This is a genomic window from Sphaerospermopsis aphanizomenoides BCCUSP55 (assembly GCF_001586785.1).
Taxonomy (GTDB): Bacteria; Cyanobacteriota; Cyanobacteriia; order Cyanobacteriales; family Nostocaceae; genus Sphaerospermopsis_A; species Sphaerospermopsis_A aphanizomenoides_A.
This window is the reverse complement of record NZ_LUFH02000053.1, coordinates 1-16,849: the sequence shown is the minus strand read 5'-3', so window position 1 is coordinate 16,849 and position 16,849 is coordinate 1. Positions and strand designations below refer to the sequence as shown.

General features: G+C 39.1%; 17 protein-coding genes and 1 pseudogene. 10 read left to right on the top strand and 8 right to left on the bottom strand.

Annotated elements, in window-relative coordinates:
• Positions 1-22: 22 nt before the first annotated feature.
• The 3 genes from A0J48_RS14725 to A0J48_RS14715 form a co-directional block, all read right to left on the bottom strand.
• The gene (locus A0J48_RS14725) at positions 23-1,519 is read right to left on the bottom strand and encodes a S8 family peptidase (RefSeq protein WP_200324211.1); all 1,497 of its coding nucleotides are present in this window, start codon (positions 1,517-1,519) and stop codon (positions 23-25) included.
• Between the two features lie 333 nt (positions 1,520-1,852).
• Positions 1,853-3,325 (bottom strand): pentapeptide repeat-containing protein, encoded by a 1,473-nt coding sequence (locus A0J48_RS14720; RefSeq protein ID WP_200324209.1) that lies wholly within the window; start codon positions 3,323-3,325, stop codon positions 1,853-1,855.
• A 268-nt stretch (positions 3,326-3,593) separates the two neighbouring features.
• Positions 3,594-4,346, bottom strand: a complete 753-nt coding sequence (locus A0J48_RS14715) for a pentapeptide repeat-containing protein (RefSeq protein ID WP_234300932.1) — start codon at positions 4,344-4,346, stop codon at positions 3,594-3,596.
• 303 nt (positions 4,347-4,649) lie between these two features.
• Here A0J48_RS14715 and A0J48_RS14710 point away from each other — a divergent pair, with 303 nt between their 5' ends.
• The 3 genes from A0J48_RS14710 to A0J48_RS14700 all read left to right on the top strand — a co-directional run bounded on the left by A0J48_RS14710 (position 4,650) and on the right by A0J48_RS14700 (position 8,183).
• Entirely contained in the window at positions 4,650-5,807 is a 1,158-nt protein-coding gene (locus A0J48_RS14710; protein ID WP_200324208.1) for an FAD-dependent oxidoreductase, read from the top strand.
• A 135-nt stretch (positions 5,808-5,942) separates the two neighbouring features.
• Positions 5,943-7,226, top strand: coding sequence for an ankyrin repeat domain-containing protein (locus A0J48_RS14705; RefSeq protein ID WP_200324206.1), 1,284 nt, complete (start codon positions 5,943-5,945; stop codon positions 7,224-7,226).
• Positions 7,227-7,724: 498 nt separating this feature from the next.
• Entirely contained in the window at positions 7,725-8,183 is a 459-nt protein-coding gene (locus A0J48_RS14700) for a cobalamin biosynthesis protein (protein ID WP_234300929.1), read from the top strand.
• A 97-nt stretch (positions 8,184-8,280) separates the two neighbouring features.
• Here A0J48_RS14700 and A0J48_RS14695 read toward each other — a convergent pair whose 3' ends face one another.
• Positions 8,281-8,634: a phage holin family protein gene (locus A0J48_RS14695; protein WP_200324204.1), complete on the bottom strand. Its 354-nt coding sequence runs from the start codon at positions 8,632-8,634 to the stop codon at positions 8,281-8,283.
• A 452-nt stretch (positions 8,635-9,086) separates the two neighbouring features.
• On the opposite strand from A0J48_RS14695, the gene A0J48_RS14690 reads away from it, so the two are divergent.
• Together A0J48_RS14690 and A0J48_RS14685 are read left to right on the top strand one after the other, a co-directional pair.
• The gene (locus A0J48_RS14690) at positions 9,087-10,337 is read left to right on the top strand and encodes an RNA-guided endonuclease InsQ/TnpB family protein (protein ID WP_200324202.1); all 1,251 of its coding nucleotides are present in this window, start codon (positions 9,087-9,089) and stop codon (positions 10,335-10,337) included.
• A 48-nt stretch (positions 10,338-10,385) separates the two neighbouring features.
• Entirely contained in the window at positions 10,386-11,072 is a 687-nt protein-coding gene (locus A0J48_RS14685) for a fasciclin domain-containing protein (RefSeq protein WP_200324200.1), read from the top strand.
• A gap of 86 nt (positions 11,073-11,158) precedes the next feature.
• Here A0J48_RS14685 and A0J48_RS14680 read toward each other — a convergent pair whose 3' ends face one another.
• Positions 11,159-11,710 carry a YciE/YciF ferroxidase family protein gene (locus tag A0J48_RS14680; RefSeq protein WP_200324197.1) on the bottom strand — a complete coding sequence of 184 codons (552 nt, stop codon included), beginning with the start codon at positions 11,708-11,710 and terminating at the stop codon, positions 11,159-11,161.
• A gap of 551 nt (positions 11,711-12,261) precedes the next feature.
• On the opposite strand from A0J48_RS14680, the gene A0J48_RS14675 reads away from it, so the two are divergent.
• The 5 genes and pseudogenes from A0J48_RS14675 (at position 12,262) to gmk (ending at position 15,133) form a co-directional block, all read left to right on the top strand.
• Positions 12,262-12,942 (top strand): HEAT repeat domain-containing protein, encoded by a 681-nt coding sequence (locus A0J48_RS14675; RefSeq protein ID WP_200324195.1) that lies wholly within the window; start codon positions 12,262-12,264, stop codon positions 12,940-12,942.
• 72 nt (positions 12,943-13,014) lie between these two features.
• Entirely contained in the window at positions 13,015-13,587 is a 573-nt protein-coding gene (locus A0J48_RS14670) for a phycobiliprotein lyase (RefSeq protein ID WP_200324193.1), read from the top strand.
• Positions 13,588-13,697: 110 nt separating this feature from the next.
• A pseudogene (locus A0J48_RS14665) lies at positions 13,698-13,844 on the top strand (DM13 domain-containing protein); the annotation flags it as partial.
• 255 nt (positions 13,845-14,099) lie between these two features.
• Positions 14,100-14,366 (top strand): extracellular matrix/biofilm regulator RemA, encoded by a 267-nt coding sequence (gene remA / locus A0J48_RS14660; RefSeq protein ID WP_200324191.1) that lies wholly within the window; start codon positions 14,100-14,102, stop codon positions 14,364-14,366.
• A gap of 170 nt (positions 14,367-14,536) precedes the next feature.
• Positions 14,537-15,133, top strand: coding sequence for a guanylate kinase (gene gmk / locus A0J48_RS14655; protein WP_200324251.1), 597 nt, complete (start codon positions 14,537-14,539; stop codon positions 15,131-15,133).
• A gap of 199 nt (positions 15,134-15,332) precedes the next feature.
• Here the strand turns inward: gmk and A0J48_RS14650 are convergent, their stop codons facing one another.
• From A0J48_RS14650 to A0J48_RS14640, 3 genes are all read right to left on the bottom strand, one after another.
• Positions 15,333-15,854 (bottom strand): photosystem I reaction center protein subunit XI, encoded by a 522-nt coding sequence (locus A0J48_RS14650; RefSeq protein ID WP_200324189.1) that lies wholly within the window; start codon positions 15,852-15,854, stop codon positions 15,333-15,335.
• Between the two features lie 116 nt (positions 15,855-15,970).
• Positions 15,971-16,117, bottom strand: a complete 147-nt coding sequence (gene psaJ, locus A0J48_RS14645; RefSeq protein ID WP_200324187.1) for a photosystem I reaction center subunit IX — start codon at positions 16,115-16,117, stop codon at positions 15,971-15,973.
• Between the two features lie 41 nt (positions 16,118-16,158).
• On the bottom strand, positions 16,159-16,653 hold the full coding sequence (locus A0J48_RS14640) for a Photosystem I reaction center subunit III (RefSeq protein ID WP_200324185.1): 495 nt from the start codon (positions 16,651-16,653) through the stop codon (positions 16,159-16,161).
• Positions 16,654-16,849: the final 196 nt, after the last annotated feature.

The following is a 16,849-nucleotide window of genomic DNA, read 5'->3' as shown; positions in this document are numbered from 1 at the left end:
ATGAGTTTATTCACCCTATTGATTACCTTTTCTTAAACAAATCCTCCCTCTCAATATCCCCATCACCAGCAATAGTATATTTCACCCCAGCACTATCATAAGAACGCGATAAAGACTGAGCAACTAAACTCACCAATTTATCATCATCCCCCTGATTTAAACTCTCCAACTTAGGAGTTTTAGCACCACCATCACCAAATCTTAACTGTAAATTATCATCACCAACAGACAAAACAACCGGCGGTAATTGCATAGTTGATTGTGCTTCTGAACCTAGTGGAAAGAATGAACCAATATCAAAAGGAAATTGAGATCCTATATCAATCATGTCGATAGGAAAGAAAGAATCTAGCGGCGGAAATTCAGAGGGTATAGAAGGCATAGGATTTGAAGGCTGAGTGGGATCTTGAGCATTTGTCCCATTTTCAGCCGTACTTGTGATAATTTCCCGCACTTGGCTTTCTGTCAGGTTAGGGTTAGCACTCAGCATCAACGCCACCACCCCTGCAACGTGGGGAGCAGCCATAGAAGTTCCACTGTAAGTACCATATTTATTATCTGGCAATGTGGAGTAAATATCCTCACCTGGAGCAGTCACATATTTGATTTCTTGAGAACCAGAACGGTTAGAAAAATTAGTTAGTTGATTATTTTGATTTACCGCCCCAACAGCAATTCCTGAATCATAAGCATAACGAGCCGGATAGGTTGGTGTAGAATCGCCATCGTTACCTGCGGCCATCACCACAATTACCCCTTTACTGCCCGCATATTCAATCGCTGATTTCAGAGTATTGTTAGAAGAATTTCCTCCTAAACTCAGGTTAATCACATCAGCACCATTATCTACAGCATAACGGATACCATTAGCGATATTTGCATAAGAACCTGAACCATTTTTATCTAAAACTTTGACTGCCATAATTTGGGAATTATAGGCAATACCAGTTACACCTCTACCGTTATTTTCCCCAGCAATAGTTCCAGAAACATGAGTTCCATGACCATTGTCATCTAAAACATTATTATTCTTACTATCAAAATTCCAACCTTGATAATCATCAACATAGCCATTGCCATCATCATCTATACCATTACCAGCAATTTCTTTATTATTTGTCCAAATATTATTATTTAAATCTTCATGATTATAGTCAACTCCAGTATCTAAAACAGCGACAATTATTCCCTGGCCTGTATGTCCATTTTCCCATGCGGCGGGGGCATTCACCATATCTGCACCCCAATTATTTCCACCCAAATCTGGCGCGTCTGCATAAGGACTTTCACCAGCGGCTTTGCTGACTGCTGTTCCTGCATTGACTAAGCCATAGCCATTCTGGGAGTTATAGCTGCTAGTGGTGAAAATAGGTTCACTATTGTCCTTAGTCGGTAAGCTACTACGATGACCCCAACTTAAACTGCTATCAGCCTGAGTTTGAAAGGTATCTACTGGGGAGATAGGAGTAATATTCAGGTCTTTATGATCAGAAAAATTGTTAGTAATATCAAATTTCATTAGACTTTAATCCTCAAATATAGTATTTTTAAAACAGCATAACTTTTTAGCCTTTGTTATACAAAAGCTTGCCTACACCTGGAAATTGCTAGTTATTCCCCTTTATCTAAAAATTACTATGAAGTGACAGTTTTAAAAAGCTATTTTGATTACGAATTCACTAATTTAAAAACAAGCAATCATGACAATTATTAAGTTATGATTTAATGACTTTGTTGAGCATAAAATATGAGATTTTGATAACAATATTTCAATTAAATAGCTGACGGCTGACGGCTGAATGCTGACAAAAGGTAGAATGCACCGAAACTAGCAATCTTGAAGTTGAGGTATTTAAACCGATTGTAACCAACTGGCTGGCGCTTCGATATAATCAGGGAGACGAGTGGTGCGATCGCCCAACGCCATAACTATCTGCTCAGATTCCAGGTTTTTTGCCCCAGTTAAAATTGCCCCAGTCAGTCTCACATCACAAAGACGAGCGCCAGACAAATTAGCACCCATTAAATTTGCCCAAGAAAGATCAGCTTCATCAAGGGTTGCTTGACAAAGATTAGCTCCCATCAAATTCGCATGATCTAAATCAGCTTCTGTTAAACTAGCTTCACTGAGATTAGCAAAATAGATATCCGTTTGCTGTAATTTGGCAGCGTTCAAATTTGCACCTTGGAGATTTGCACCATTGAGATTTGCTCCTTGCAAATTCGCCGCAATCAAACCTGCTGAACGTAAATTAGTTTTACCCAATTTCGCACCTTGCAAGTTAGCAAGAAATAACTTAGCACCAGATAAATTTGCTGCTTTGAGAGTTGCCTGTTGCAAATTAGCTTTATACAAATTTGCAGCTTGTAAATTAGCAGAACGCAAACTAGCACCAAACAAATTAGCAGAACGCAAGTTTACTCCATATAAATTAGCAAGATTGAGATTGGCTCGACTCAAATTAACTCCCCGCAAACTCGCTTTAAATAAATTGGCTTCATAAAGAATTGAACCGATAAGTTTTGCACCATCCAATTCTGCTTCACTTAAATCTACTTCCCGCAAATCCGCACCACACAAATCAGATCCGCGTAAGTCTACTCGTTGTAGTTTAGCCCCTGCTAAGTTTACTCGTCTGATATCGGTATTGCGTAAATTGAGTTTTTGATTTTCTCGATCTTGTTGAAAATTGCGTCTACCGATGACAGTTAAAGCTGCTTGAATATCAGTACGAAGTTTAAAAGATTCTAAGGGCAAAGAATAATCTGCTGACTGTTGACGACGTAACCTGTCACGATTTTTAGCGAAATCAATCGCCATAAAATCTTCTGGTTTTTGTGGCTTCCGCTCCAGTTGTATAGGTGCATTTTCACGGACAAATGCAGTAAGAATTTCCATAATTGTCCAATGTTCTTGAGGAAAATCTTGGGCAATTCTTTCCAAGGCATAAATCGCACCGATGCGCGTTTCTACCTTTTCATGTCCTAACTGGGCAATAGAACCAATGAATCTTTCTGCAACTAGTCTTTCTTGGGTGAGTTTAGTATTTTCAATGCCAATTTCTAGAGTTTTCTCAGCCGTGATGGCATTTTTTTGCATTACTTGAATCCGCTTGGCTGCGTAGTAAACATTAACCGTCACTGCTAAACCCAAAAAAACTATAGCAATAGTAGTTAATGCTTGATTTTTGTCAGCAATTCGCTGCTGGAGTGATAACTTCTCAATATTAGTAGATGCGAAGACAATCAGTATTAAGGACAGAGCAGCAATAACGATGATGGTGATCAACCAATGCAAAGTTGCGTCTGTCTTTTTAGCAGACATACCAGAAAGATGCTTCACAAGAATGAGTTATTACTGAGATGAATAAAAAAAACAGTATAGCATTTAGCTTCAAATTTAGATATCTAAACTTTTCTCACGAAAAAAGGGAAAAAATTTTTACCTTTTCCCTTTTCTTTAGTATTTTTGGTATATTTTGTTTCTTAAAACCAGGCACACTGGTGGTAAACTACTTGCTGCGAATGAAAGAAACAGTATTTCTTCCCGTACATCCCTACACTCTTATACCCTTACACCCTTATTTTTGATTTTAACAGTTCAACTTAGCTTCTCTGAGATTTGCACCATCAAGAATAGCATCATTCAAAATAGCATCCTGTAAACTAGCTAAATATAGATTCGCTCGACGCAAATTTGCCCCAGACAGATTCGCACTAGACAGATTTGCTGCACTGAGAATTGCACCAGAAAGGTTGGCACAATTAAGGTTAGCACCAGACAAATTTGCTGCACTGAGAATTGCACCTGAAAGGTTAGCACCAGACAAATTTGCTTGTGATAAATTAACTTGATAAAGATTTGTTTGTTCTAGGTTTGCACCTTGTAGGTTTACTCCCCTTAAATCTGTGTAACTTAAATCAATTTGCTCATTTTCTGGGTCTTGGTTTGCGTCTCTTCTAGCAATCACGGTAATAGCTGCTTGAATTACTATCCGCGTATTAGCTGTAGAATTATTTATTACTTCCTGTGATGATAGATTGCCAGCTTTATTTCGCACGAAATTCATCAGCATATCCATAATTATCCAGTGGTATTGTGGATTCACTTCAGCAAGACGCTCTAAATCCTGAATTGCAGATAAACTGATTTCTATTGAATTATTCTCCAGTCCTTTGATAACCTTCATTAAGTGATATTGATAGGAGTTATTGTGTAGATTATGTTTTACTGTTTTGGCATTTTCCAGTATCCAATGGATGATTTTTATTGCCAGTATTTGATTGATGAAAATATTTTTCTTGGCGTATTCATAAGTGAGAGGAATAATTTTTAACATTTTCATCATATTGATCTAGCAATCCGCTGGGATAATTGAACATACTTGTGTAGACAGATAAATCAAGTTAAAAGTCATTCGATTTTAGATTCTAGATTTTGGATTTTGGATTTTGGATTGATATCATCAAGGAATTGTTGGTCAAAAGTCGAAATTAAAAAACTTCTGTCTCCTAGCTTCTGATAACGTATCGCTAAAGCGAAAGCTCCGCTAACGCGCAGCGTGCCGATAGCTTGCGTGGCGACGCAGGAGCCATAGGCATAGCTTGGTGTCAGCCATACTCCTGACGTTATTTACTAAACTCTTGAGATGCAACCAAATACCCAGCCAATTCTGAAAAATCTAGTGCTGATAGGTGGTGGTCACAGTCATGCCCTAGTGTTGAGACTTTTTGGTAATCAACCTTTACCTGGAGTCAGATTGATTTTAATTACGCCAAATATATATACGCCATACTCAGGAATGTTACCCGGACATATTGCCGGATTTTATAGTTATTCCCAGTGCCATATTGATTTACAAAGTTTAAGTAATTTTGCTCAGGCGCAGTTGTATATTGACCGCGTAATTGGGCTGGATTTAAACAACAAAAAAGTGCTTTGTGCTAACCAATCTGCGGTAGATTTTGATCTGCTGTCTATTGATATTGGCAGCACTCCGACAAAATTGTCTGTATTAGGTGCAGCCGAATATACAATTGCTGTGAAACCTGTCGCACAATTTTTAACCCACTGGTATAAATTGCAGGAAAATTCAGTTAAAAATCCTCAAAAATCCCTAAATATTGCCATTGTTGGCGGTGGTGCTGGTGGTGTGGAATTAGCCTTATCAATGCTTGCCGGCTTGCAAAAATCGGAAATTCATTTATTTCAAAGTAGTGGGGAATTAATGCCCAGTCATCACCCATCAGTGCGGCGAATTATGCAAGATTTATTAATCAATAAAGGTGTGAAATTGCATTTAGCAGAAACAGTGTGTGAGGTTACACAATTAATCAATGAAAGCTTGAGAATTAAATGTGAATCTGGGTTAATAGTAACTTGTGATCAAGTATTTTGGGTGACACAAGCATCAGCAGCAAATTGGGTAAAAGATTCGGGAATTGGTACTGATGACCAAGGGTTTATTTTAGTCAATGATTATTTGCAATCTGTTACCCATCCGCATATTTTCGCCGCAGGTGATATAGCCACCATGATTAATTATCAACTACCAAAAGCTGGTGTATTTGCGGTGCGTCAAGGTCAACCTTTATATGAGAATTTACGAAGGATGATTTTAAGTGCATCTCTCAAACCTTACAACCCACAAACAGCTTATTTGAGTTTAATTGGTACAGGAGACGGACGAGCATTAGCTAATAGAGGTAGTTGGACTTTACCACCCCATCAATTATTGTGGCAATGGAAAGACTGTATTGATCGCCGTTTTATGGCACAATTTCCCCATCATCGAAATATACACTAAAAGTTTATGCAGCGTACACATTTAGTAGGTGACAGGTGACAGTGGTAAAGCAACAGCCGTTGTATCCTGCAATCATACCAATAAATAATCTCAGAGTTCCCTTTTACTCAAATATACCTATATGGGACTTTTACTATGACTGAAAACAACAATAATTTATGGCTAAAAGCTGCAAAAAGTGGCGATATCAAAAGACTGTCTGAACTACTAGCAACTGGTACTCAGGTGGATGGGTGCGATCGCCATGGCACGACAGCATTAATGTTTGCGGCTAATTTAGGTTATACAGAAATAGTGCGATCGCTCTTAGATTTTGGCGCTAATATCAACCTCCCTAGAAAAACATACGGTTTAACAGCGTTAATGCTGGCAGCTAGTAACAATCAAGTTGATATTGTCAAGCTTTTAATCTCTAGAGGTGCAGATATTAATGCCGTTAATGAAGATGGCAGCACCGCTTTAATGGCAGCAGCCCAAAAAGGTCATCTTGATGTCGTGCAAGTTCTCTTAGCTGCGGGTGCTGATGCGAATATTGCCGATAAAGATGATGATACAGCTTTAAAACTAGCCATCAAACAAGACTACACAGCAATTGTTCAATCAATACTACAATATACTCAAATTGTCAATGTTCCAGATGCAGAAGGCGAAACACCTTTAATGATGGCCGCAGACTTGGGATATTTAGATATAGTAGAAACACTGTTATTGCATGGTGCTGATACTAACTTTAAAAACCCCGATGGTAGCACCGCATTGTTAGCCGCATCTGCCGCAGGCCATAGTCATATTGTTGCAGCTTTATTAGATGGAGATGCCCAAATTAATCACCAAGATCAAGAAGGTGAAACCGCCCTCCACTTTGCCGTTGTTGAAGACTACCTAGATGTAGTAAAAATTCTACTTCAGCGCGGCGCAAATGTAGAAATCAGAAACCATCTTGGAGATACACCGCTACTTATAGCAGCATTTCAGGGACATAGTGACATAATGGCAGCTTTGATATGTGCTAAAGCAGATATGAATAAAAAGAATTTGGGGGAAGTTGCCCTCACATTAGCAGTATCCCAAGGACACACCCAAGCTGTGAAAACATTACTAGACCAAGGTGCTAATATCAATGCTTTAACAAATGACGGTAAAACGGCTTTAGTCAAAGCTTTAGTTAGCAACCAGCCAGAAATATTCCAACTGTTGCTAGAAAAAGGTGCAGATGTGAATTTTACCTACTCAGCAGGTGCAACGGCCTTGATGTGGGCAGCTGCTGAAGGATATGGCCAAGCTGTGCAGATGTTAATTACAGCCGGGGCGGATGTGAATTTAAAAAACCAAGGTGGTTACACAGCTTTAATGATTGCTGAGTTTAATGGTTATCGCAAAATTGCTAGTATTTTACGCCAAGCTGGGGCCAAGGAGTAAGGGACTTGCAAATAAAAATAGGTGCATCAAAATACATCTACAAGACTTACACTTTTACAAAAACATATTAAATCAATTGCTTGTAGCTATGTGTGTAAAAGCTTATTTTTCCCAACACCCAACACCCTGTTTTCGGTCAAGTCTCCAGTCCGTTTACCTTACTCAACAAGCAAAACTCCGTCGTAACTGATGTGAGTTTGCTACGACGGAGAAATAAGAAATTGAAACACCAAGATCAAAAACTTGTTCTACAAGGGAAGAAAAAAGTAAACATGAAGACTTAATTTACCTTTTACCTTTGCTGTGTCTATCCCTCGATGTTTCCTACTGTGCTAGATGTACTAAATATATCGGTTTTTGTTTGACAAAAAGTATTAAACTTATCATTTTGATTGTATCTAAAAGTACATTTGCCAAAAATCAATCTTTCTTAAGTGTGATTTTCTGGCTACTGATAAGGTTTTCAGGAGATTCTATATAAAATATTAAATTTTCCCCATGATAACACTGAATGATTTGAATATGCAAGTAGAGTTACTAGATCAGCAAGTTTTATGGGTAGGGATCGGTTGTCAAAAGGGAACTTCTGCTAAGTTAATCAGTTTGGCAATTGAGAAAATTTTGCGAGACACACAATTTACCTATTCCTCCATAGCGGGTATTGCCACCATAGAATCTAAAGCTTCAGAACATGGGTTACTGGAATTTTGTCGTTTACACAATTTTTCCCTCAGAACTTTTACAGCAGACATTCTCGCTAGTGTGAGTGTTCCCAACCCGGCCAAAATTATCGAACAAACAGTAGGAACGCCAAGTGTAGCTGAGGCTGCGGCTATTCTAGCAGCTACAACAATGAGTTCGCAGATCAGGTTGTTAGTTCCCAAAACAATTTTCCGCTTACCAGGGGAAACTGGATCTGTAACAGTAGCTATTGCTCAAATTATTCGTAATTCGTAATTCGTAATTCGTAATTCGTAATTCGTAATTCGTAATTCGTAATTCGTAATTATTTATTTTCTCCCCTGCTCCCCTGTTCCCCTACACCCTATACCCTTCAATCAAGGACTCGTAGAAAATAGTTAATGATGCTAGAAACAATTGAAAGCACAATAGAACCGAGAAAAGCAGGGATAAAACCCTGAATGTGAAACCCATAACCAGGAGTAACAGCACTTGCTAACCACAGAGTTAAGGCGTTAATAACAAATGTAAATAGACCAAAAGTAATTAAAGTGATGGGAAATGCTAATATTTTCAAAATTGGACGGATAATAGCATTTACCAAACCAATTACAATAGCAGCAAGTAAAGCTGCAACAAAAGTCTTGATAATGAATCCAGGAACAATTTTAGCTGTAATTAGTAATGCGATCGCAGTACCAAGCCAAGTTAATAAAAAATGTTTCATATCCCAATACCTTATCCAAAAATCTTAGTTTCTAGCTCCCATGAAGATTTTACCTATTCCTGGGAAGGAACTAGAACTATGGAATAGAACCCACTAATCTTCAATTGTCAAGGTACAGATTGCCGTTAGGCAGTTAAGTTTTTATACAGGTTTTTTACCATTCCTGTTCAAGCTACTTTAGCATAACTGCCGATACAAAAAAGCTAACTAATGCTAACAAGAGCCAGCTTTTTTTTCCTGTTTCACCCTAGTAGTGCCTACACTTTCAGGAGGAAGCAGGAAGTAAACGACACTCAAGAATCAGTCTGTCAGTAGATAGGTAGATTTGAGTAGGTTTTATATAGCGGATGAAAGCTTAAGCCCAAGGCTTAAGCCCGCTCGTGATATTTGCTTCTACTTGACAGTTTATGCTTTATAATTTAGCATAATATCATGGTTGTTAGGTCGTCACCATGATAATTTACGAGTTCAAAGTCAAAGGAAAAGATAAGCAATATCAAGCAATAGATGAGGCTATTCGCACTAGTCAATTCATCCAAAACAAGTGTTTACGTTATTGGATGGACAATAAAGGTGTGGGCAAATATGACCTCAACAAATATTGTGCGGTATTAGCATCTGAATTTAACTTTGCTGATGAACTCAACTCAATGTCAAGACAATCTGCTGCTGAACGTGCTTGGAGTGCAATAGCTCGTTTTTACGACAACTGTAAAAAGAAAGTTAAGGGCAAGAAAGGCTTTCCAAGGTTTAAGACAAATTGCCGTTCTGTTGAATATAAAACAAGTGGCTGGAAACTATCTGAAAGTAGAAAAGCAATTACTTTCTCTGACAAAAAAGGAATAGGTACTCTGAAATTAAAAGGTACTTATGACTTGAACTACTACGACATCAAACAAATTAAACGAGTGCATTTAGTACGTCGTGCTGATGGCTATTATGCTCAATTTGCAATTGATGTAAATATTAGAGTTGAAACACAACCAACTCATCAGGTAGTAGGACTGGATTTGGGATTAAATTACTTCATTGCTGACAGTAAAGGCAATGTAGAACAATCTCCCAACTTTTACCGTAAGTCAGAAAAACAACTAAACCGAGCTAACCGCAAAAAATCCAAAAAGTACAGCAGAGAACGTAAAAAAGCTAAACAGAGACAATCTAACAACTACCACAAAGCTAGAAATAGGTATGCCCGTAAACATTTAAGAGTAAGTAGGCAGCGAAAAGAATATTGCAAGAGATTAGCATATTCCGTGATCCAATCTAACGATTTGGTAGCCTATGAAGATTTGAATGTAAAAGGCATGGTAAAAAACCGACATTTAGCTAAGTCAATTTCTGATGCTGGCTGGTCTACTTTTAGGCAATGGTTAGAATATTTTGGCCATAAATATGGGAAGGTAACAATTGCCGTTCCTTCCCATAATACTTCTCAAAATTGTTCTAACTGTAGTCAAAAAGTGAAAAAATCCCTATCAACTAGAACTCATATTTGTCATCATTGTGGATTCATAGAAGATAGAGATGTAAATGCTAGTATTAATATCCTGAAATTAGGATTAAGTACCGCAGGACATTCGGGAACTTACGCTACAGGAGATTTGCCCTCTTGGGCGATTGGTGTAAACCTGTCGTCTAATGGCGAGTCAGTGAATGTAGAATCCCCATCTCTGGCGAGACCCTTGCGCGAACGCCTTTAGGTAGGGGAGTGTCAAGTAGGTTGTTAAAAATTTCGACAAACAAAATTTATGAAGGCTAATTACAACAAATTGTTCACCAATATCGCTGGGCTACTAGGAGTAACTAGCGTTAGTCTCTTGATGACTTTACCATCTCTAGCACAACAACGCACAAATCCCCGACCCAGCATTTTTAACGAACCTCCCTACAACGGACGTACTGCACCTGACAAAACTCAACCCATTCAGTCTCCGACACAAGTACCATCCACTCCAGATAGTGAAAAACCTGAAAAAGTTCCGCCAGCGCCAACCCAACCACCAGCAGGAACAACAGCAGACAAAAACATTATAAAAGTAGCTGAAACAGCAGGTTCTTTTACAACCCTCCTCAAAGCCTTACAAGCTGCTGGACTAACAGAAGTGTTAAAAGGAGAAGGTCCGTTTACTGTTTTTGCCCCCACTGATGCAGCTTTTGCCAAGTTACCACAAGATGCAGTTCAGGATTTGTTAAAGCCAGAAAACAAAGAAGTATTGGTTAAGGTTTTAACTTATCACGTAGTCAAAGGTAAAGTCCTGTCCAGTGATTTAAAATCTGGTCAAGTCCCTAGTTTACAAGGTGATCCAATTACTGTGAAAGTCGATCCTGATACAGGAGTAAATGTAAATGATGCTAAGGTGACAAAGGCAGATATTCCAGCTAGTAATGGTGTTATTCATGTAATTGATAACTTGATTTTGCCTCCTAGTCTGTAGAATGAGGTTTTGGTCTCATACGCACAAAGAGACGTTTCATGAAACGTCTCTACAATGTGGATTATTTGAATACAAATCGCTGTCAATTAGCGAGATTTGGCAGTAGTTTTTCCTTCACTAGAGGAAGATTGTTGCAGTAACTGTGGGATGAACTGTTCTAATTTTTGTGCTGTTTGTTCTTCTTGTTGCAAGTTTTGTTGTAGCCACTGTACTACTTGGCTTTGTCCCATTTGTTCAGCAGTTTTAATCAAACAGCGATAACAGGCAATTTCCAAATGTTCAACTACTAACTGTCCTCCTGCTATTCCCTGTTCCAGAATTTTTTGACTATCAGCAGCCAGCAGCATGAATTTTTGACCGTCACTAATCACACCAGCCGCTGCATCACAAGTAACTCGTTGCGGTGGTTGTCCCAAGGCTTTGAAAACTTCCTCTAGGTTGCCAATTTGCTGCTGGGTTTCCCGAATGTGTGTTTCAATTAGTGATTTCAATTGGCTATTTTGACAACATTGAAGCATCATTTGTTGTGCTTCTAAAAAGCGATTTTCAGCATCGTACATAGTACCAACTTCATAGATAAATTTATCTTGCAAGCTGGAGATTTTTTTAACACCTGGACGTTCATTGAGTAGAACCATTGTTATTCTCCTGAAGGTTTCACCCTATACTCTCAAGTTGTACCTTTTAACCCTACGTTTAGCCTTCAGTCTTCTCGTCATGCCTGAGATACAGTTTCACTATGACCTTTGACTACTATTTGAGGATATAAGTATGAGACTTGGGGTAGACAAATTAAAAATTACAAATTACAAATTAAGACAGTCACTCGATTTTGGATTGACGTTAGCGAAGCGTACGCAGCGCAGCGAGTATTTTTCCGTCCTGAATGACCAGGAACTATACCAAACTTTTTTAATCTAAAATCTAAAATCTAAAATCTAAAATCTAAAATTCCCGGTCAAATTTGATCTGGGTTTCCAGGTTTACATCTAAGTACCCAAACAAAATTAATTTAACATATAGAGTGAAAACAAAAATGTTTGTATTCCTTACCTGTTCCCTGTTCAGAGTTCCCTGTTCCCTCTCCTAACTATAAAATTTATTTTGCACGACTACTTATCACCTTCTTTTTTAACCTGGTATTGATTAAGTTAAAGTAAAAATAAGTAAAGAAAGTGATTTAAAGTAAATGACTGTTCCCAATTTAGAGGTAATTTCTACCCAGTTAGAAAGTCCCAATTTGCGCGATCGCATGGTAGCCCTTGCTAACCTCCGTGATATCCCCTCAGAAGATGCCGTACCTTTGATTAAAAAGGTCTTAGATGATGAATCTCTGCAACTGCGTTCAATGGCTATATTTGCTCTAGGTATTAAGCAAACATCCGAATGTTATCCGATTTTAATCAAAATTTTGGAAACAGACCCGGACTATGGTATACGTGCTGATGCTGCTGGTGCTTTAGGATATTTAGGTGATAACAGAGCCGTTGAGGCGCTATCACGGGCATTTTATGAAGACACTGATTGGTTAGTTAGATTTAGTGCTGCTGTAGCTCTGGGTAATATTAAAGATTCTCGCGCTTATAATATTCTCATTCAAGCACTAGATAGCAAAGAAGTAGTCATCCAACAAGCAGCTATTTCTGCTTTAGGGGAAATTAAATCTCTAGAGTCTGTAGATCATATCCTGCGTTTTGCCCAAGCAGAGGATTGGTTAGTTAGGCAACGTCTGGCAGAAGCTTTGGGTAATTTACCTACACCAAAGAGCATTTCAGCCTTAAAATACTTAGAAAAAGACAGTCATCCTCACGTTGCTGAAGCCGCGACGATTTCCCTCAAAAGACTAGAAGAGGTAGAAAATCAAGTTTAAGTTAACGCTTCCTGCTACCTTGTTAATAATAAAAGTGGAATTTTTGTCTTTTGATTCAGGATAGTTTGATTCATGAATATTGAAGAATTTTTTGAGTTAAGTGCTGGTAAATGGTTTTCCCATCGCACTAGTCACCATTTAGCCTTTAAGCAATCAGAAGACGGCAAATCAGACATCATAATTGAAATGCTGGCCGCAGACCATCCAGAAGTGATCAAACTGTGTCAACAGTATGAAATTCCTCCCAGTGCGGCTTCCTGTGGTGCAAGAGTTACCTGGAAAGGGACAATGGAATGGGACGAAGAAAAACACGAAGGTTCTACAGTTTTAGTGACAGTACCAGATGCAGATAAACCCGATGAAGGTAAGTTACTGCGAGAAATGGGTTATGCAGAAAAAGCACCCGTAGCAGGAACTTACAAAATGGGTGAAGATGGCGCTTTAACTTTAATTACTGAATATGAAACCATGTGGTCTGAGGAAAGACTATGGTTTGCCAGTCCCAATTTGCGGATGCGTGTAAGTGTCCTCAAGCGATTTGGTGGTTTTAGTATGGCTTCCTTCACCTCTGAGATTCGCATGGGTGGAACTGCTGCATCTAAAGCAGCTGAAGCAGCTAATTCCGAAAAAGCAACTGCCAGCTAAAACCTTTAAGCCTAAAATTCCATCTCTAGGCAATATCGCTTGATGAAGGAGGAATGAGGAGGGGGAACAGGGACAGAAAAACCTTTCACCTTTCCCCAAACCAATATAAATATCTCATTTCTAACAACATTAACTTAGGAAATTACAAATCTGTTGCTATCTGGTGTCGCAAGTTCAACGCTACTTTTGGTGCTGCTAATTTTAAAAGTCCCTTAATCTCTATATTTTTCCCTGCCTCAAACCTTGGCACTTCCTGAACTATTTTGAATTGGTATAATTTATTGAGGATGGTTTTATGGAAATTTTCTTTTAACTCTGATGAGCATAATTTTCCATATATCTTTAGAAAGATTTTTAGCAGTTTTAGCTTATAAATAGCTAAAAGACAGCAGTTGTTATTAAAAAACTTAATTTATCCAGACTTTAAGCGTTGTAACTCCGATTCTTTAGATATAACATGGGGATATGTTTATGACAAGCTTTTCCTAGCGCCATTAGCGCCAGTTTTTTTTATGGACATTCAGTTAATTAACATCGGTTTTGGTAACATCGTATCTGCCAATCGAGTAGTTGCCATCGTCAGTCCAGAGTCTGCCCCAATTAAACGGATAATTACCGATGCCAGGGACAGAGGGCAACTAGTTGACGCAACCTATGGTCGTCGGACTAGGGCTGTAATTATCACTGATTCTAGCCATGTGATCTTATCAGCGATTCAGCCGGAAACGGTAGCAAATCGCTTTGTTATTTCCCGTGACCATCAGACTGTAGAAAATTAATCAGGGGTGGGGCTATCAACCCCCCTATTTGTACTATATCGGCCGTAGGATATGAAGTAGACAAGTTTTCTGTCACTGGTGCTACCAATTCATTAGTCTTTCGTTACTCTAGTAACTCATACCAGACTAATGAATAGTGTGTATTGATTAATTCACAAGTTGAACGGATAATGCAAGTTTTACCCATACATAGTGGTGCTACTACCCAAGAATGCCCGTCTCTGGGCAAGCTGATTGTTTTAACTGGACCCAGTGGAGTTGGCAAAGGAACTTTAATGAAATCGCTCCTCCACCGTCATCCAGAACTGTATTATTCAGTATCTGTAACAACTCGTTCCCCCCGTCCAGGAGAAATAAATGGCAAAAACTATTACTTTATCAGCCGCAGTAAGTTTGAACAATTAGTTGCTCAAGGAGAATTTTTGGAATGGGCAGAATTTGCTGGTAACTACTACGGCACACCCCGTGCAGATGTGCTTGACCAGATTCAGTCTGGTAAGTTGGTAGTACTAGAAATCGAACTCGAAGGAGCAAGACAAATTCGTAATTCCTTCCCTAAAGCTCTGAGTATTTTTATATTACCACCGTCATTTTCAGAATTAGAGAAACGGATACGCGGACGGGGACAAGATTCTGAAGAGGCGATCGCCCGCCGTCTGCACCGCGCCCAAGAGGAAATTCAAGCAGCTGATGAATTTGACATTCAAATCGTCAATGACAATTTAGAAATTGCTTTAAATCAAATTGAAACAGTTTTATTTGGATAAAAGCATTTGCATGTGGTAATACAGCATATTGCAGATCAAGAAGGTACAAATTTTGATGATAAAGCCTTGCACCAATAGGGTTTTACTGCTGATTGCTGACCGCTGACTGCTGAAAGCTGCTATAAGTCAGAAGTAATGGGTAATTGCCACACATAATTGACAATTACCAATGACCTATTACCCATTACCACCGATTAAATTAACCGATTAAGCCTTGAATGATGCCCAAATTACCAGTCAAAAAGTAAGCAACTACAGCACCACCAATACCACCGATTAAGAAAGCACTGGCAAAGTTATTCCAGCTTTCTTTAGAGTTAAAAGCGTCTACTGGAGGGTTAGGTACAGTCACACTGGCAAGTGCTTTAGCAGGATTGCTATTAGCATACAGGGATAGGCAGGCGGTGAGAATTACAACCAAGCCAATGCTACCCAACAAACCAGCTAAGTTAGCATTGGGAGCATCCCGCAGGGGGCCTAATTTAGCAAAAGGTCCAAATAGTAAGTAACCATGAGCCATACCTACTTCTAACCCACGTCTGAAAGGAGTTAGACCAGAACGATAAGCAGGCAAATTGCCAATAAACCACTTCACCAAGGGAGAAGAATTCACTGGGGTTTCCAGGTTTCCATCCTGTGGGTTACGTCCAGCAGGTCTTACTGTCTCCCGATTTCTGGGATCACTGGGGAGATTTTTTGATGCATCTACTGCTTGTGCCATGTTTTATCTTGCCTCAAAATTCATAATGTTGGCATTTATGCTGTTATCAGTAAACAGTGATCAGTGATTAGTGTGTTTACTGTTGACTGTTTACTGATGTAAATCCCGTTTTTACCCTATGGTAGAGGGTGGAAAAGTAAGTCTGGGAAAAAGCGGTTAAACTCAATCAAAATGCCAGCTGTGATTGTCAGCCAGATGGTAGCTGCCACAGGAGCTGTGGAAATAAATTTGATCAAATAGGATTGGTCGCTTTTGTCAGCCATGAATTTAGCCTCCTTTGAACAAGTGAATGAGAGCAGATGAATTAGCGTGGAGAAATGGGGATTTCTGAGTCTTTAGCTGTCAATTCACCAGAAACAAGCTCCTTAAGTGCTGCTGCTGGCCAAGCAAATCCGGTGCTGATAATGGGTAATGCTAGACCCAAATCAATTTGGATTTCTTTTTGCTCAGTATCAGATTCTTTTTTGATCGCTTGTAAATAAGCACGACCAACCCAACCAATCCAACCAGCAATGTAAAGGAAGAGAATGCTGGGAATTAAGAAGTCACCAGCGCGATCAAGACGACCATCAACAATCAAATGAGGATAGCCTTCAGGACCACACAGTGCCTGAGAATAACGCTCAAACCGCTTTTTACCAGATTCTGGATCAGCAGTAGTATTGCGGGCATTTTGAGCTAATGCTTGAAATGCGGCAGAGTCTTTGCAAGGTACAAGGTTAGCACCCAGAGCATGAGCCGAAGGGGCAAAATTGAACCAAAGACCAATCGCTAAAATCAAAGCAAACAATCGTCGCATGGAGTTGTTTCCTTTTATTACAAAACAAGAAGTTCTTTGTACAAAACGAAGCGGCTTGTACAGTGTTTAATTTGGATAACTAGCAAGTCATCATACTCTTGGCTGGGAATCGAGTAAAGTTTAAGTAAATAAAAGTTAAAGCTTCTCAACCAAAAGTAAGGATTTGGAATTGGGGTCTGGGGTCTGGGGTGTGGGG

What these genes read in the sequence shown, in the direction of transcription:
- A0J48_RS14725 (WP_200324211.1), bottom strand. Translation starts at nt 1,519, where the DNA reads ATGAAATTTGATATTACTAACAATTTTTCTGATCATAAAGACCTGAAT.
- A0J48_RS14720 (WP_200324209.1), bottom strand. Translation starts at nt 3,325, where the DNA reads ATGTCTGCTAAAAAGACAGACGCAACTTTGCATTGGTTGATCACCATC.
- A0J48_RS14715 (WP_234300932.1), bottom strand. Translation starts at nt 4,346, where the DNA reads ATGAAAATGTTAAAAATTATTCCTCTCACTTATGAATACGCCAAGAAA.
- A0J48_RS14710 (WP_200324208.1), top strand. Translation starts at nt 4,650, where the DNA reads ATGCAACCAAATACCCAGCCAATTCTGAAAAATCTAGTGCTGATAGGT.
- A0J48_RS14705 (WP_200324206.1), top strand. Translation starts at nt 5,943, where the DNA reads ATGACTGAAAACAACAATAATTTATGGCTAAAAGCTGCAAAAAGTGGC.
- A0J48_RS14700 (WP_234300929.1), top strand. Translation starts at nt 7,725, where the DNA reads ATGATAACACTGAATGATTTGAATATGCAAGTAGAGTTACTAGATCAG.
- A0J48_RS14695 (WP_200324204.1), bottom strand. Translation starts at nt 8,634, where the DNA reads ATGAAACATTTTTTATTAACTTGGCTTGGTACTGCGATCGCATTACTA.
- A0J48_RS14690 (WP_200324202.1), top strand. Translation starts at nt 9,087, where the DNA reads ATGATAATTTACGAGTTCAAAGTCAAAGGAAAAGATAAGCAATATCAA.
- A0J48_RS14685 (WP_200324200.1), top strand. Translation starts at nt 10,386, where the DNA reads ATGAAGGCTAATTACAACAAATTGTTCACCAATATCGCTGGGCTACTA.
- A0J48_RS14680 (WP_200324197.1), bottom strand. Translation starts at nt 11,710, where the DNA reads ATGGTTCTACTCAATGAACGTCCAGGTGTTAAAAAAATCTCCAGCTTG.
- A0J48_RS14675 (WP_200324195.1), top strand. Translation starts at nt 12,262, where the DNA reads ATGACTGTTCCCAATTTAGAGGTAATTTCTACCCAGTTAGAAAGTCCC.
- A0J48_RS14670 (WP_200324193.1), top strand. Translation starts at nt 13,015, where the DNA reads ATGAATATTGAAGAATTTTTTGAGTTAAGTGCTGGTAAATGGTTTTCC.
- remA (WP_200324191.1), top strand. Translation starts at nt 14,100, where the DNA reads ATGGACATTCAGTTAATTAACATCGGTTTTGGTAACATCGTATCTGCC.
- gmk (WP_200324251.1), top strand. Translation starts at nt 14,537, where the DNA reads ATGCAAGTTTTACCCATACATAGTGGTGCTACTACCCAAGAATGCCCG.
- A0J48_RS14650 (WP_200324189.1), bottom strand. Translation starts at nt 15,854, where the DNA reads ATGGCACAAGCAGTAGATGCATCAAAAAATCTCCCCAGTGATCCCAGA.
- psaJ (WP_200324187.1), bottom strand. Translation starts at nt 16,117, where the DNA reads ATGGCTGACAAAAGCGACCAATCCTATTTGATCAAATTTATTTCCACA.
- A0J48_RS14640 (WP_200324185.1), bottom strand. Translation starts at nt 16,653, where the DNA reads ATGCGACGATTGTTTGCTTTGATTTTAGCGATTGGTCTTTGGTTCAAT.